The sequence below is a fragment of the Sphingosinicella sp. LHD-64 genome (assembly GCF_031157375.1).
GTDB lineage: Bacteria > Pseudomonadota > Alphaproteobacteria > Sphingomonadales > Sphingomonadaceae > Allosphingosinicella.
In genome coordinates this window covers 1-15,449 of sequence record NZ_JAVIFV010000003.1, presented here as the reverse complement: position 1 = coordinate 15,449, position 15,449 = coordinate 1, and the positions used below count along the sequence as shown (strand labels likewise).

The 15,449-nt window shown below is 67.7% G+C and carries 12 protein-coding genes; 6 read left to right on the top strand and 6 right to left on the bottom strand.

Annotated features, from left to right (window positions below; all coding sequences use genetic code 11):
• Positions 1-63: 63 nt before the first annotated feature.
• From hflK to RCO27_RS07950, 6 genes are all read left to right on the top strand, one after another.
• Positions 64-1,161 carry an FtsH protease activity modulator HflK gene (gene hflK, locus RCO27_RS07975; protein WP_309002147.1) on the top strand — a complete coding sequence of 366 codons (1,098 nt, stop codon included), beginning with the start codon at positions 64-66 and terminating at the stop codon, positions 1,159-1,161.
• On the top strand, positions 1,158-2,021 hold the full coding sequence (locus tag RCO27_RS07970; protein WP_309002146.1) for a protease modulator HflC: 864 nt from the start codon (positions 1,158-1,160) through the stop codon (positions 2,019-2,021). The genes hflK and RCO27_RS07970 overlap by 4 nt, the downstream gene beginning before the upstream one ends.
• A 119-nt stretch (positions 2,022-2,140) precedes the next feature.
• On the top strand, positions 2,141-3,730 hold the full coding sequence (locus RCO27_RS07965) for a Do family serine endopeptidase (RefSeq protein WP_309002145.1): 1,590 nt from the start codon (positions 2,141-2,143) through the stop codon (positions 3,728-3,730).
• A 150-nt stretch (positions 3,731-3,880) separates the two neighbouring features.
• Positions 3,881-5,425, top strand: coding sequence for a helicase HerA-like domain-containing protein (locus RCO27_RS07960; protein ID WP_309002144.1), 1,545 nt, complete (start codon positions 3,881-3,883; stop codon positions 5,423-5,425).
• A gap of 1 nt (position 5,426) precedes the next feature.
• The gene (locus RCO27_RS07955) at positions 5,427-7,397 is read left to right on the top strand and encodes an OPT family oligopeptide transporter (RefSeq protein WP_309002143.1); all 1,971 of its coding nucleotides are present in this window, start codon (positions 5,427-5,429) and stop codon (positions 7,395-7,397) included.
• Positions 7,398-7,616: 219 nt separating this feature from the next.
• Positions 7,617-9,122, top strand: coding sequence for a hypothetical protein (locus tag RCO27_RS07950; RefSeq protein ID WP_309002142.1), 1,506 nt, complete (start codon positions 7,617-7,619; stop codon positions 9,120-9,122).
• A gap of 105 nt (positions 9,123-9,227) precedes the next feature.
• Here RCO27_RS07950 and RCO27_RS07945 read toward each other — a convergent pair whose 3' ends face one another.
• The 6 genes from RCO27_RS07945 to RCO27_RS07920 form a co-directional block, all read right to left on the bottom strand.
• Positions 9,228-11,882, bottom strand: coding sequence for a M1 family metallopeptidase (locus RCO27_RS07945; RefSeq protein ID WP_309002141.1), 2,655 nt, complete (start codon positions 11,880-11,882; stop codon positions 9,228-9,230).
• A gap of 78 nt (positions 11,883-11,960) precedes the next feature.
• Entirely contained in the window at positions 11,961-13,013 is a 1,053-nt protein-coding gene (locus tag RCO27_RS07940; protein ID WP_309002140.1) for a 2-dehydropantoate 2-reductase, read from the bottom strand.
• On the bottom strand, positions 13,006-13,452 hold the full coding sequence (gene queF / locus RCO27_RS07935) for a preQ(1) synthase (protein WP_309002139.1): 447 nt from the start codon (positions 13,450-13,452) through the stop codon (positions 13,006-13,008). Before queF ends, RCO27_RS07940 begins: the two co-directional genes overlap by 8 nt.
• A gap of 139 nt (positions 13,453-13,591) precedes the next feature.
• Entirely contained in the window at positions 13,592-13,879 is a 288-nt protein-coding gene (locus RCO27_RS07930) for a zf-TFIIB domain-containing protein (protein ID WP_309002138.1), read from the bottom strand.
• Between the two features lie 91 nt (positions 13,880-13,970).
• Complete coding sequence (locus tag RCO27_RS07925) at positions 13,971-14,654, bottom strand: class I SAM-dependent methyltransferase (protein ID WP_309002137.1); 684 nt, start codon at positions 14,652-14,654, stop codon at positions 13,971-13,973.
• Positions 14,651-15,124 (bottom strand): Rrf2 family transcriptional regulator, encoded by a 474-nt coding sequence (locus tag RCO27_RS07920; RefSeq protein WP_309002136.1) that lies wholly within the window; start codon positions 15,122-15,124, stop codon positions 14,651-14,653. The genes RCO27_RS07925 and RCO27_RS07920 overlap by 4 nt, the downstream gene beginning before the upstream one ends.
• Positions 15,125-15,449: the final 325 nt, after the last annotated feature.

Below are 15,449 nucleotides of genomic sequence, written 5' to 3'. Positions count from 1 at the left end.
TCCGTAGGCAATGATCCGCGGCTTGGCACTGTTTTTCCGCAAAACGCCACCTATAAAGGCGCCATGACACGATGGTTCGGATGGGTTTTGAGTGACAATCGCGGCGGCCCCTGGGGCGGCGGCGGTGGCGGCGACGATGGCGGTTCGGGAGGAGGCTCGGGCGGCGGCCCGCGCAATCCCTGGGGGCAGGGGCCGCGCAAGCGCAAGCCCTCCGCCGCGGGCGAGGTCACCTCGCTCGACGATTTCCTGAAGAAGAGCCGCGAGCGGATCGGCGGCCGTTTCCCCGGTGCCGACGGGAGGCCCTACTGGCTTTACGGCCTGATCGCCTTCCTCGTCCTGTGGGTGATCTTCACCAGCGTCCACCGCATCGGCCCGCAGGAGCGCGGCGTCGTCACCACCTTCGGCTACTACACGCGCACGCTCCAGCCCGGCATCGGCTTTTCCTGGCCGGCGCCGTTCGGCGCGGTGCAGAAGGTGGATGTGGAGAACATCCGCACCACCTCCGTCCCCTCCAGTACCGGCAGCGAAAACCTCATTCTCACCGGCGACCAGAATGTCATCGATCTCGCCTATTCGGTGCGCTGGAACATCAAGAACCCGCAGCTCTTCCTGTTCCAGATCGCCCAGCCCGAAGACACGATCCGCGACGTCGCCGAAAGCTCGATGCGCGCCGTCGTCGCCAGAGTCAGCCTCGACGACGCAATCGGCGCCGGCCGCTCGCAGATCGAGACCAATGTCGAGCAGAACATGCAGCAGCTGCTCGACGATTATGGCGCGGGCGTGCGCATCCAGGGCGTCGCGATCAGCCAGTCGGCCCCGCCCTCGGCGGTCAACGAGGCGTTCCTGCAGGTCTCGGCCGCGCAGCAGCAGGCGCAGAGCTACATGAACGATGCCCGTGCCTATGCGCTGCAGATCACCGCCAAGGCGCAGGGCGACGCGGCGGCGTTCGAGAAGGTCTATGCCGAATATCGTGCCGCGCCGGAGGTGACCCGCCGACGCATGTACTACGAGACGATGGAGCGGGTGCTCTCCCGCGTCGACACGACGATCGTCGAGGCGCCGGGCGTGACGCCCTATCTCCCGCTCCCCGAAGTCAACCGCCGCCGGCCGGCCGAGCCGCAGCCCGAGGCCCAGCCCCAGCAGGGAGCCCAGGCGCGATGAACACCTATGTCCGCAACCCGATCGCGCTGACCTTCATCGCGATCATCCTGCTGATCATCGTCGGCAGCACCTTCGCGATCGTCCCGGAAACCAAGCAGGCGGTGATCGTGCGCTTCGGCGAACCGCAGCGCATCCTGAACCGCTACCGCCCCGGTGACACGTTCGGCGCCAGCGGCGCCGGCCTTGCCGCGCGCCTGCCGTTCTTCGAGCAGATTGTCTGGATCGACAAACGCATCCTCTCGATCGACATGGAGAACCAGCAGGTGCTCTCGACCGACCAGCTCCGGCTCCAGGTCGATGCCTATGCGCGCTACCGGATCGTCGACCCGCTGCAGATGTACAAGGCGGCGCGGACCGAGGAGCGGGTCAGCGATGCGCTCAGGCCGATCCTCGGCTCGGCGCTGCGGAACGAGCTGGGCCGCCGTCCGTTCGCCGCTCTCCTCAGCCCCGAACGCGGCCAGATGATGGACAATATCCAGAACGCCCTGAACCGGGTGGCCACCCAATATGGCGCGCAGATCGTCGACGTGCGGATCAAGCGCGCCGACCTGCCGGACGGCACCCCGCTCGATTCGGCTTATCAGCGGATGCGCACCGCGCGCGAGCAGGAGGCACGCTCGATCCAGGCGCAGGGTCTGAAACAGGCGCAGATCATCCGGGCCGAGGCCGATGCCGAAGCGGCGGCGACCTATGCCCAGGCGTTCAACCAGGATCCGGCCTTCTATGATTTCTACCGGGCGATGCAGTCCTACGACACGAGCCTCTCGGGCGGCGGCACCGCCGAGAATCCGCGCGGACGCACCAGCATCATCCTGTCGCCCGACAACGAATATCTGCGCCAGTTCCGGGGACAGCGCTGATGCGCGACATTTGTCGCAGTCATTCAATTGGCGTTCAGCCGGCCATTCTAGCGTGCCGGCCAGGGCAGCCGCCGCGGGCCCGGCGGTCGCCTGACGACAGTTAAGGAAGGATCAGACGCGTGCGTTACGTTTACGGGATCACCGCCGCCGTGCTTTTGGGCGGTGCCGCCGCGACCCTCACTCTCAATCCGGTGGGCGCACAAACGGCGCAGAACGAGCCGGGCGCCATCACCGTTCCCAGGCCCAATGGCGCACCGGGCTTCGCCGACATGGTCGAGCGGCTCCAGCCGGCCGTGGTCAACATCTCGACCCGACAGAGCGTGCAGGTCCAGCAGCGCCGCCTGCCGCCGGGCTTCGAGGAATTCTTCCGCCGCTTCGGCGCGCCGGTTCCCGACGGCGGCCAGGGTCAGGGCCAGGGCCAAGGGCAGGGCGACGGCACCGTCACCCAGCGGGGTGGGTCGCTCGGCTCCGGCTTCATCATCTCCGCCGACGGCTATATCGTCACCAACAACCACGTCGTCGCGCCGGCGCGGCCCGACGCGGTGGTCGAGCAGATCACCGTGACGCTGTCCGATCGCACCGAATATGAGGCAGAGGTGGTCGGGCGCGACCAGGTCGCCGACATCGCGGTCCTGAAGGTCAATCCACGTCAGCCGCTGCCCTTCGTCCGCTTCGGCGATTCGACCCGCACCCGGGTCGGCGACTGGGTGGTCGCGATCGGCAATCCGTTCGGCCTCGGCGGCACCGTCACCGCCGGCATCGTCTCGGCGCTCCACCGCAATATCGGTGCCGGCCTCTACGACCGCTACATCCAGACCGACGCCTCGATCAATTCGGGCAATTCGGGCGGCCCGATGTTCGATCTGGGCGGCAACGTGATCGGCATCAACACCGCGCTCATCTCGCCGACCGGCGGCAATGTCGGCATCGGCTTCGCCATCCCCGCCGAGCAGGTGCGGCCGATCGTCGAGCAGCTGCGCCGCGGCGAGCGCGTCCGGCGCGGCTATATCGGCATCGCGATGCAGGACGTGGACGAAGGCGTCGCCTCTGCGCTCGGCATCGAGCGCAATCGCGGCACCCTGATCCGCAGCATCACGCCGGGCGGCCCGGCCGAACGGGCCGGCCTGCGCCAGGGCGACGTCATCGTCGCCGTGGCCGGCCAGCCGGTAACGCAGGACCAGACGCTCGGCTATCTCGTCGCCCAGCAGCAGGTCGGCGCGCGCGTGCCCTTCGAATATATCCGCGAGGGCCAGCGTCGTACCGCCAACGTCACCATTGCCGAGCGGCCGACCGAGGAGGAACTGGCGCGGCTTGGTGGCGCCGAGCCGGAAGAGGACAGCGCCGACGCGGCAGGCAAGCCGGGCGCCGACCAGCCCGTCGCGGGTCAGGAAACGGCGCGGGCGAGCCTGGGCCTCACCCTGCAGCCGCTCACCCCGGCCACCGCCCGCCGGCTCCAGATCACCGATCCAAGCGTGCGCGGCCTGGTGGTCACCGCGGTCGATCCGAACAGCGATGCCGGCCAGAAGGGCCTCCAGCCCGGCGACCTCGTTCTGTCGGTCAACCAGCAGGCGACGACGACGGCGGAGCAGGTGAACAGCATCGTTGCCGCCGCGCGCCGCACGGGCCGCGACACGGTGCTGCTGCTCGTCCGCCGCGGCAACGCGCCGCCCATCTATATCGGCGTGGAGCTGGCGCGGGCGCGACAGTAGGGACACCGTCTTTGCGAGCGTAGCGAAGCAATCCAGTGCGGCCTCGACGGCAGAACTGGATTGCTTCGTCGCTTTGCTCCTCGCAATGACGGTGTGAGAGAGTGTACCGTCGAGCCGCCGGCGAGCCGGTGAACAGGGAGGGGTAGTCCGATGGAGCAAACCGACCGCATCTTCCTGGGAGCAGGCGGCGGCGGGCCGCAGAGCCTGTTGCTCAAGCTCGCCAACCGGCACGGCCTGATCGCGGGCGCGACCGGCACCGGCAAGACGGTGACGCTGCAGGGTCTGGCGGAAGGCTTCTCGAAGGCCGGCGTGCCGGTGTTCATGGCCGACGTGAAGGGCGATCTCGCCGGGATGGCGATGGCGGGCTCCCCGACCGCGCCCAATCACGACAAGCTGGTGTCGCGCGCCCAGGAAATCGGGCTCGCCGGCTATGCCTATGCCGACAATCCCGTGATCTTCTGGGATTTGTACGGTCAGCAAGGGCATCCGATCCGCACCACCGTGACGGAGATGGGGTCGCTGCTGCTCGCCCGGCTGATGGGATTGAACGAGACGCAGGAAGGCGTTCTCTCGATCGCCTTCCGGATTGCCGACGAGCAGGGCCTGCTGCTGCTCAATCTCGACGATCTCCAATCGATGCTGGCCTTCTGTGCGGACAAGGCGAGCGAGATCGCCGCGACCTACGGCAACGTGACCAGGCCGACGGTGGGCGCGATCCAGCGCCAGCTGCTCCAGCTCGAAAGCCAGGGCGCCGAGATGTTCTTCGGCGAGCCGGCGCTCGAAATCGCCGATTTCATGCGCGTCGACGAGACGGGCCGCGGCATGGTCAGCATCCTCGCCGCCGACAGGCTGATGCAGAGCCCGCGGCTCTACGCGACCTTCCTGCTCTGGCTCCTGTCCGAGCTGTTCGAGGACCTGCCCGAAGTGGGCGACCCGGAGAAGCCGAAGCTCGTCTTCTTCTTCGACGAGGCCCATCTCCTGTTCGACGATGCCCCCAAGGCTCTGACCGACAAGATCGAGCAGGTCGTCCGGTTGATCCGGTCCAAGGGCGTCGGCGTCTATTTCGTCACGCAGAATCCGATCGATATTCCGGAGGACGTCGCCGGCCAGCTCGGCAACCGCGTCCAGCATGCGCTGCGCGCCTTCACGCCCAAGGACGAGCGGGCGATCAAGGCGGCGGCCGAGACCTTCCGGACCAACCCGAACGTGAACGTGCAGACCGTCATCACAGAATTGAAGACCGGCGAGGCGTTGGTCTCCGTGCTCGATGAGAAGGGCGCACCGACTCCGGTCGAGCGGACCCTGATCCGTCCGCCCTGCTCGCGGCTGGGGCCGCTGACGGCCGAGGAACGCAACATCATTCGTTCCACGTCTCCGGTCGGCACCAAATATGATGCGACCGTCGATCGCGAGAGCGCGCACGAAATATTGAAGGGACGCGCCGAGCAGGCCGCGAGCGCGGCGGCCGAGGCGCAGGCGGCGGAGGATGCCGCCAAGGCACAGGCCGCGGCGCAGAAGGAAGCGGACCGGCAGCGGCGCGAGGTGGAGCGGGCCGAGCGCGAGCGTCGCCGCAATCCGTCCTTCGGCGAGCAGATGATGAACCAGGTCGGGCGCACGGTGCAGCGCCAGGTGGTGAACCGGGTCGCGACCTCGCTGGTGCGGGGCCTGCTCGGCGGCCTGTTCCGGGGGAGGTAGAATGAGCGACACGGCAATCGGGGCGCCCATGGGTCGCGCAGGCGAGATGCGCGAATTCACCCTGCGCGCGGTCATCCTGGGTGGCGCGATCACTTTGATCTTCACCGCCGCGAACGTCTATCTCGGCCTCAAGGTCGGCCTGACCTTCGCGACCTCGATCCCGGCCGCCGTCATCTCGATGGCGCTGCTGCGCTTCGTCGCCAATTCGAACATCCTCGAAAACAACATCGTCCAGACGATCGCGAGCGCGGCGGGCACGCTGGCGGCGATCATCTTCGTGCTGCCGGGCCTCATCATGATCGGCTGGTGGCAGGGCTTCAACTACTGGACCACGGTCGCGGTCTGCGCGATCGGCGGCACATTGGGCGTGATGTTCTCGATACCCCTGCGGCGCGCGCTCGTGACGGGGTCGGACCTGCCCTATCCGGAAGGCGTCGCCGCCGCGGAGGTGCTGAAGGTCGGCTTCGGCTCGGCCGCGGGCGCCGAGGAGAATGCCAGGGGCCTCGCCACGATCCTCGCCGGTTCGCTCGTCTCCGCCGGCTTCGCCATCCTCGCCGCGATGAAGCTCGCGGTGTCGGAGATCGCCACGGCGTTTCGGGTCGGTGCGGGCGCGAGCGGCGCCTCGACCAGCCTGTCGATGGCGCTGATCGGCGTCGGCCATCTCGTCGGGGTCTCGGTCGGTCTCGCCATGCTGTTCGGCATGCTGATCGCCTGGGTCGGCCTGATGCCGGCCCTGACCGCGGCGCAGGGCGTAGGGGCGGACGTCGGCGCCGTGGTGGGCGAGGTGTTCCGCAATCAGGTGCGCTTCGTCGGCGCCGGCACGATCGGCGTCGCGGCGGTCTGGACCCTGCTCAAGATCATCGGCCCGATCGTCGGCGGCATCCGCTCCGCCATGGCCTCGGCCCGGGCGCGCGCCGGCGGCGAGGTGCTGGCGCTCACCGATCGGGACCTTTCGATCCGCATCGTCGCCGGCACGATCCTGCTCTCGTTCCTGCCGATCGCGCTGCTGCTCTGGCTGTTCATCGGCGACGGCCCGATCGCGCCCGACGCACCGCTGGTGATCGGGCTGACCTTGGTCTACGTCCTCATCATCGGCGCGATCATCGCCTCGGTCTGCGGCTATATGGCCGGCCTGATCGGCGCCTCGAACAGCCCGGTCTCCGGTGTCGGCATCCTCGCCGTGCTCGGCGCGGCGGTGCTGCTTGCGTTGTTCTACGGCCATGACGGCGGGCCCGAGACCTCGCGCGCGCTGGCGGCCTATGCCCTGTTCGTGACCGCTTTGGTCTTCTCGATCGCAACCATCTCCAACGACAACCTGCAGGACCTCAAGACCGGCCAGTTGGTCGGCGCGACGCCGTGGAAGCAGCAGGTCGCGCTGGTGATCGGCGTGATCTTCGGCAGCCTGGTGATCGCACCGGTGCTGGACCTGCTCAACACCGCCTTCGGCTTCCAGGGCGTGCCCGGCGCCGGCCCCAACGCGCTCGCGGCCCCGCAGGCGGCGCTGATCTCCTCGCTCGCCATGGGCGTGCTCGGCGGCGACATAAGGTGGGATCTGATCTTCTACGGCGCGGTGATCGGTGTCGTTGTCATCATCCTCGACGAGATACTGGGCAAGCTCGGCAAGATGCGCTTGCCGCCGCTTGCGGTCGGCATGGGCATTTATCTCCCCATGGCGCTGACCGTGCTCGTCCCCGTCGGTGCGTTCATCGGCTATGCCTATGAGCGCTGGGCGGACCGCGCCCGCAGCCCCGAATTCGCCAAGCGCATGGGCGTCCTTGCGGCGACCGGCCTCATCGTCGGCGAAAGCCTGTTCGGCGTCGCCTTCGCCGGCATCGTCGCCGGGTCGGGCAGCGATGCGCCGCTCGCCGTCGTCGGCGAAGGGTTCGAAGGCGTGGCGACCTGGATCGGCCTCCTCGCCTTCATCGGCCTGATCGCCTGGCTTTATGCCCGGACGAAAAAGATCGCCGCTTAATCAGGCCGTCATTGCGAGCACTTCGACGCCGCCTGCGGCGTCGCTCAGGATGAACTCCGCGAAGCAATCCAGTTCGGCCTCCGAAGCGGGCTGGATTGCTTCGTCGCTTCGCTCCTCGCACGACGGGGGTGAGGTTGCTTTGTAACGGACAAGTAAAGAGTCCGTTGTCGAACGACGTTATGCTACAAACCACTTGGTCCTCTGGCGGGAGAGGGGCGGATGGCGACGCGGTTCGTCGGGCTTGGCAGAAACATTTTCCTGTATGAAGCCGACCGGGAGAAGAAGGTCCGGCAGGTCCTGTGGGGCGATTTCCTCGACGTCGAGAGCGAGGAGCCGGATGGCTGGCTGAAGGTCATCTGGGCGCGCCGCGATCCGGTGAAGAAGCGCGAGCTGTTCATCCCCAAGGCCCAGACGATCGAGCGGCGGCCGCTCGAGATCATCTTCGTCGATGTGGGGCAGGGCGACGGCGCGGTCCTGATCACGCCCGAGACCGGCGCGAACGAGCGCATCATCGTCATCGACGCGGGCGAGGACGACAATATGGAGCGCTTCCTGCGCGGCCGCTTCCGCACCTATCGCCCGTTCAATTTCGAGGCGGCGGTGATCACCCATCCGGACCAGGACCATTATCTCGGTTTCCTACCGGTCTTCGCCAATCCCAATATCGGCTTTCGCGCGATCTATCATAACGGCCTGGTCGAACGGCCGGTCGCCGGCGAATGGCCGAAGCTCGGCGGCCTCGTCTCCGATCCGGGCAGCAGCCAGAAATATCTCGCCGGCCTGCCCGAGGACGATGCGGCGATCGAGGCAATCTTCAGCAATCCAGCCGCGATCGGCGCGTTCAAATATCCCAAGGTCCTGAACGCGGCGATCAAGAACCCGAAGGTCAAATCCTACCGGATGCTCTCGACCGGGCACGGAACCGTCGAGGCCGGCAAGTCCTACATGCCCGGCTTCGCGCCGTCGGACGCGCGCGGCTATACGGTCGAGGTCCTGGGGCCGGTCGTCGAGCGCAACGGCGCCGGCAAGCCCCGGCTGCGCAAGATCGGCGACTATGGCGAGACCAAGAACGGTCATTCGATCCTGCTGCGCCTGGTCTACGGCCAGTTCAGCATCTTCTTCGGCGGCGATCTCAACGACCGGGCCGAGCGCTTCCTGCTCCAGCATTATGCCGGGCTTAGCGCCTTTCCGTTCCCCGGCACCGCCGAATACCGGCTGATGATCGCCGAGGCGGGCAAGCGTTTCCGCTCCGACGTGATGAAGGTCTGCCATCACGGCTCGGAGAAGGTGACCGACGCCTTCCTGGAAACGGTCAACCCGGCCTGCTTCATCATCTCCTCGGGCGACGACGAAGGCCATGTCCATCCGCGCCCGGATCTGCTCGGCCGGCTGGGAAAGTTCGGGCGCGGCGCCTCGCCGGTGCTGCTCTCGACCGAGCTCCAGCGCTCGGCCCGCGAGCGTGAGGAAAAGACGCTGGTCGATTCGGTCCTGAACGGCATCGACCGGGTCGCCGCCGGCGCGACCGAGACCGCCCGCGAGGACCTCAAGGCGAAGGTCAGGCAGCTCGCCCGCACCAATATCGAGGTCTATGGCGCGATCTACGTGAAGACCGACGGCGACCGGCTGATCGCCGCCTTCAAGATCGAATCGAAGTCCGACACCAAGAAATGGTTCTACTTCGAATATGCGTTCACCGCCGCTGGCGAGCTGATCCTGGTCGATTGAAAAATACATCCGTCATCGCGAGGCGCGTAGCGCCGCGGCGATCCAGACTCACCTCGTCTGGATTGCCGTGCGCCTGCGGCGCTCGCAGTGACGGCGGGATGAGCCTCAGCCCCGCCGCGCCTCGAACCAGCGGGTGATATCGGGCAGCCGCTCGCGGCGCACCCGCACGCGATCCTGGATCGAGGCGATGGCGCGGTCGGCCGGTGCGCGCGATTGCGGCGTCAGATGCTGGTCGGCATAGGCGCCGAGCTTCTGCACCATCGCCGGATCGGCCGAGCGTGAGGCGAGGCCGGCGAGATAGCGCGAGCGCGAGGAGGCATCGACCAGGGTCTCGACCCGCTCCCGGTTGGCGAGGGCGAAATCGAAGGCGAGATCCGGATGGACCGTCGCGACCGACGAGATGATCTGGCTGGCATTGGTCGCGCCCGGCTCTTCGGTCAGCGCCAGCTCCAGCGCGCGGCGGGCGAGCGCTTCGTCCTGCGCGCCGCCGAGCAGCTGGTAGAGCTGACCCTTGACCAGCGGGTTGCGTTCGTCCCGTGCCATGACGCGCAACCGATCCCAGGTCGCCGCGTCGGCATTGTAGGCGACGATCGAAAGCAGGGTCTGGCGCAGCGGCCCGGCTGTGACCGACGAATCGTTGGCGGCGAAGCGGCGGTTGGCCTCGGAAACGACCTCCGGGTCGCGAAGCAGGCCGAGCGTGCCGATCAGCTCGTCGCGCAACACCGCGTCATTGGCCGATTCGTTGGGCCGAGCGCTCCAACCGAGACGTTCCAGCACCGGCCCGAGCCTCGCCGTGGCATAGCGCGAGACCAGCGCCTGGTGCGCCGCATCGCCCTCGTACATGCCGTCGATCGAGGCGAGGATGCCGGCGACGCGCAGCCAGACCCGGCCATTGGCGTCCGGCGCGGCTGCATCGGCCATATCCAGCGCGACCGATGCCGACTGGTAGCCGGCGAGGCCGAGGCCCCAATTGTCCGCGAGCAGGCCGATCTGGTCGATCGGGCGCAGCTGCCGGAAATCGCGGACCAGCCGACCCAGCAGATCGGCGCTGTAGAGCGTCCGGTAATAGCCCGCCTGGCCATAGTTGACGACGAGCGGGCCGCAGCCCGGCACGGTCGCGTTCGCCGATCCGCCTTCGACCAGGGTGCGCAGCTCCTCGCCGCCTGCCGCCGCGATCACGGGCACGCGCCAGCGAAGGGACTGGCCTTCCCGGTTGTCGCGGCTGAATTGCCCCTGCGTCAGCGCCAACTGCGTCCGGCCGCCGGTGCACTGGCCGCCTTCGACGCGGATCAGCGGCACGCCGGGCTGCATGATGAAATCGTGCGCAATCGCGGTAACCGGGCGGTTGGCGGCACGCTCGATCGCTTCCCAGAGGTCGTCGCTCTGGGTGTTGCCGAGCCGGTGCTGCGCGACGTAGGCACGCACGCCGTTGCGCCAGCCTTCGTCGCCGACATAGTCCTCGAGCATGGTGATGACGGCCTCACCCTTCTGGTAGGTGATGGCGTCGAACGCCTGGCTCATCTGCTCGACGGTGGTGATGTGCTGGACGACCGGATGGGTGGTCCTCAGCGAATCGAGCTGGATCGCGGATTCGCGCCCGTCGATGCGGCCGAGCAAAGGCTCCCATTCGGGATGCAGCGCCGCCGTCGCCTTGGTCGCCATCCACGAGGCGAAGCCCTCGTTCAGCCAGAGATCGTCCCACCAGGCCATGGTGACGAGATCGCCGAACCATTGATGCGCCATTTCGTGCGCGGCGACCTCGAAGATCGCCTGGCGGCGGCTCTCGGTGGTGATCGCCGGATCGACCAGCAGGATGTTCTCGAAGCTGAAGATAGCCCCCCAATTCTCCATTGCGCTGAAGAACTGGCTGGTGCCCGGCCCGGCGATATTATCGAGCTTCGGCAGAGGATAGGGCGTGCCGAAATAGTCGTTGTACCAGGGCAGGATGCGCGCCGCGCTCTCCAGCGCCCAGCGGCCCTGCTCGCCGGCACCGCGGCGGGTAACGATGCCGATTTCGGCGCCGCCGGCCTGGGTGGTGATCCGGTCGAACTCGCCCATGCCGAGGAAGAGCAGGTAGCTCGACATCGCCGGGGTGGTCTGGAAGGTGACGACCGCGCTGCCGTCCGGCCGCGCCTGCCGCCGCGCCTCAGGCATATTGCTGACGGCAGTCTGGCCGGCCGGCACGGTGACGGTGAGGTCGTAGGGCGTGCGGAAATTGGGCTCGTCCCAGCCGGGGAAGAATCGGCGTGCGTCCGGCGCCTCGAACTGGGTGAAGAGCGCGCGCTTCTGCGTCTCGCCATCCTGATAGTCGAGCGCGAACAGGCCGGCGGCCTGGGTCTCGATCCGGCCGGCATAGTCGATGGCGAGGCGATGGCGGCCGGCGGGCAGGGCCTGCGGGAAACGGAAGGTGGCGGTCTGCGCCGCCTCGTCGGTGGTGACGGTGGCCGAGGGCGGGCGGCCGAGCGCGTCGATCCGGACCGAATTGAAGGTGAGGTTCACCGCGTTGACCGTGATCGTGTCAGTCGGCTGCAATATCTCGATGTCGATTCTCGCGGTCGCGGTGAAGCGCAGGTTCGCGGCATCCGGCACGACGTTGATCGCATAGTGAAGCGGGCGGGCGGTGCGCGGCAGCTGGGTCGGGATTTCCGGCCGGCTGTCCGATCGTTCCGCCGCCGGCGCGACGGTCTGCGCCGTCGCGTAGACCGGAAGCGCGATGGCGGTAGCGAGGGCAAGAGCGGAGACGATCGGCAGCAGGCGCATGGGCGGGACTCACTGGTGTATGGCTGTGGTAGGGCGGCGATGCGCCCGACCCGCGCGGCTGTCAATTCGCAGGCGCGCTCAATAGCCGAAACCTGCGGCTCCCCGATGGCCGGCGAGGACCTGCCGGCGCAGCGCCGCGCCGTCCCAGGCGCGCTCCACGCCGGCCTCCGCCTGCCGGACCAGATCGACGATCGCTGCGTTGACCGGCGCCTCGCGCCCGAGCCGGCGGGCGAGGCTGACCACCTCGCCATTCAGGTACTCGATCTCGGTCGCGCGGCCGGCGGCGAAATCGTCAGCCATGGAGGAGCGGGCATCGGCGTCGATCTTGTAGAGCTTCAGTACCGTCGAGTTGAACAGCCAGTCGGGCGCGGCGACGATGTGCGGGAAGAGATGGGGCGGGAAGGGGCCGATCTTGGCCGGCTCGATTCCGGCCGCCTTCAGCAGCTCCAGCCCCTCGACCTGCGCTGCCGCCCAGACCCGGCGATAGTCGCGGTTGCCGAGTTCTTCGAGCAGCGGCCGGCCGGAGAGTGCGTTCACCGCATTGTTGAGATTGACCAGCAGCTTGCCCCAGGCGACGCCGGTCATGTTGCCGGACAGGGTGAGGCCGCCCGGCTTCGCGCCGATCCGTTCGGCGAGCACGCGGGTCACCGGATGATCCTCGGCCCAGAGCGTGCCTGCCACGCCCTTGTGCCAGCGGCCATTGCCCATGTGGGCGACATTGAACGGGACCATGCCGTGCAGCACGGTGAAGCCGGGAAGGGCGGCCTTCAGCGTCTCGACATTGCTGACGCCGTTCTGGAAGCTGATCACGGTGGCGCCCTTGCGGCCGTGCTTCGCGATCTCCTTCGCCGCCACCGCCGTGCCGGTGCTCTTGACCGCGAGGACGATGACGTCCGCCTGTCGCAGCAGCTTCGGATGGACGCCGACCTCGACCTCGTCGGGCCTCAGCTCGATCCGCCGCTTCTCGCTGTCGGTGAGGGTCAGGCCGTTGGCGGCGATCTCGTCGCGGACCGACGGTCTGCCGAGCAGCGTGATATCCAGCCCCGACGCCAACCACGCGCCGCCGATCCAGCAGCCGATCGAACCGGCGCCGTGGATGACGATTCTGGGGTTGTCGGGAAGCTCAGCCACGTCCGCGATAGGGCGCGACGCCCTGGTCGGGAATCCACAGGCCCTCGGGCGCGGCGCCCGACTGCCAGAACACGTCGATCGGGATGCCGCCGCGCGGGTACCAGTAGCCGCCGATCCGCAGCCACAACGGCTGCATCTCTTGCGTCAGCCGCTCGGCGATCCCCACCGTGACGGCCTCGTGGAAGCCGGCATGATTGCGGAACGAAGCGAGGAACAGCTTCAGCGACTTGGATTCCACGATCGTCCCGCCGGGCGCATAGTCGATGACGAGATGGGCGAAATCGGGCTGGCCGGTGACCGGGCACAGCGAGGTGAATTCCGGCGCGGTGAAGCGCACCAGATACGGCCGCCCGGGCCGCGGGTTCGGGACATAGTCGAGCACCGCCTCGTCCGGCGAGGCCGGAAGGGCGCTGGTCTGGCCGAGATGGGTGAGTGCCATGGCCGCCTACTTAGAGCGTGTGGCCGGGGAAAAGAAACACCGTCATTCCAGCGAAAGCTGGAATCCCTCTTCTCTTGTCCGACAGGCAGTGAGATTCCGGCTTTCGCCGGAATGACGAGAAGCGGAAGCCGCCGAAGTCCTAGTCGAACAATTCCTCGAGGAACGACTTGCGCCGCTTCGGATAGCCGCGGCCGTGGTCGCCGTAGTGGCGGCGGTCGTCATGGTCGCGATAGGGTTCGCGGCTGTGACGCGGCTCCGGCTGTGACGGAGGCGGCGCGGCGGCGCTGCGCTCGATGATTTTGTCGAGCTCGCCGCGGTCCAGCCAGACGCCCCGGCAAGTGGGGCAATAATCGATCTCGATTCCCTGCCGCTCCGACATGGTGAGCGGCGAGCGGTCGATCGGGCACAGCATCGGTTCGTTGGCCATGAGGTGGATGTGGAGAGGGAGAGGAGAGGTGTCAAGCCGAACGCTGGGTCCGGCGCCAGGGCGCATGAGCGATGCCGTGAGGCGGGCGGGATCAGGCGCAGGCGATCCAGCCGCGCCACGTGAACGCGGCATAAAAGAGACGGACGCCGGTGAAACCGGCATCGCGGAGAACCGCTTCGTCTTCTTCGGGATCGAGCAGGTTCAGATGCGCCGCGACCGCCGTGCGGGCGCCCCGGGCCTGATCCGGATCGGCACCCGAGGCGATGGCGAAGGCCGCATAGCGCGACAGCCAGACATCCCGTTCGGCGGGGTCCTGCGGGAAGCTCGAATGGGCCATCACGAAAGGCGCTCTAGGTCTGAGCCGCTGGCGGATCTCGCGTTCCGTACGCAGGCGTTCCTCCCGCCCCAGGAAATGCAAGGTCAGCAGGCAGACGGCCGCGTCGAATGGTCCGTCCGGCGCACAGTCGATATACCCTTCGTGCAGCGTGGCGCGCGGGGCCATCGGCCCGAGCGTTCGCTCGGCCAGCTTCAGCATTTCGGCGGCCGGATCGACGCCGTCGAACGTCCAGCCCGGACGGGCTTCGGCGAGAGCCCTCAGCTCGAGCCCGCCGCCGGCGCCGAGAACGAGGACCCGTGCATCGGCCGGTGCACGCTCGCCGAGCAGGATGGCGGTCATCCGGTGCAGATCGGCGAGGCCCGGCACGTATCGCGGCGGGCCCTCGGCATAGCGGGCGACGGCGTCGGGATCGGAGAAATGGGCGAGGAACGCGCTCATGCCGCAGGCGCCGGATGGATTGCGTCCAGGTTCTCGCGACCCCCTCGCGCGCTGAGGCGGCGATGGAAATCGGCGCCGAGTTCGGCCAGCGTGATCTCGCCGAGGCGTGACAGCAGCAGCGTCTCCGCCGCCTCGAACGTCTCGCCGAGCGCCGCATTCACGGCCTGCTCGACGAGGCAGCCGGGCGCCTCGGTGCGATTGCCCATGGCAAGCAGCGGCGGACGGCCGAGCGCCTCGTAGACGTCGCGCAGCGTCACGGTCGAAAGATCGCGGGCGATCGTCCAGCCGCCGCCATGGCCTTTCTCCGAGCGGACGTAACCCCGGTCCCGCAGGCCGGCCATGATCCGCCGGATCACCACCGGATTGGTGCACATCGCCTGTGCGAGCACCTCGGACGTCATCGGGCCCTTGTGCTCGGCCATGTGCAACAGCACGTGGAGCACGCCGGACAATCGGCTGTCTCTTTTCATGTAACTTTACATGTTACATGTTCTGTCGATCGTCAAGCCCCGAGTCGCGGCGATCAGACGAAGTCCTATTTGTATCCAACAATCGAGGGAGTCTGCTTTCGACCATTGCGGACGTTACTCCCCTCCCTGGAAGGAAGGGGTCTGGGGTGGGTAGCGCCGAGGGCGCTCCTTTGGAGATCAGAGGCTCGCTGCGCTCGCACCCACCCCTAGGACGGATCGACATTCAGTTTTGTACCCTCTCCCTTGAGGGAGAGGGCAGGGTGAGGGTGTCGGGCATTTGGGACCATTCTCGGAGGCAGAACCCCCTCACCCCAACCCTCTCCCC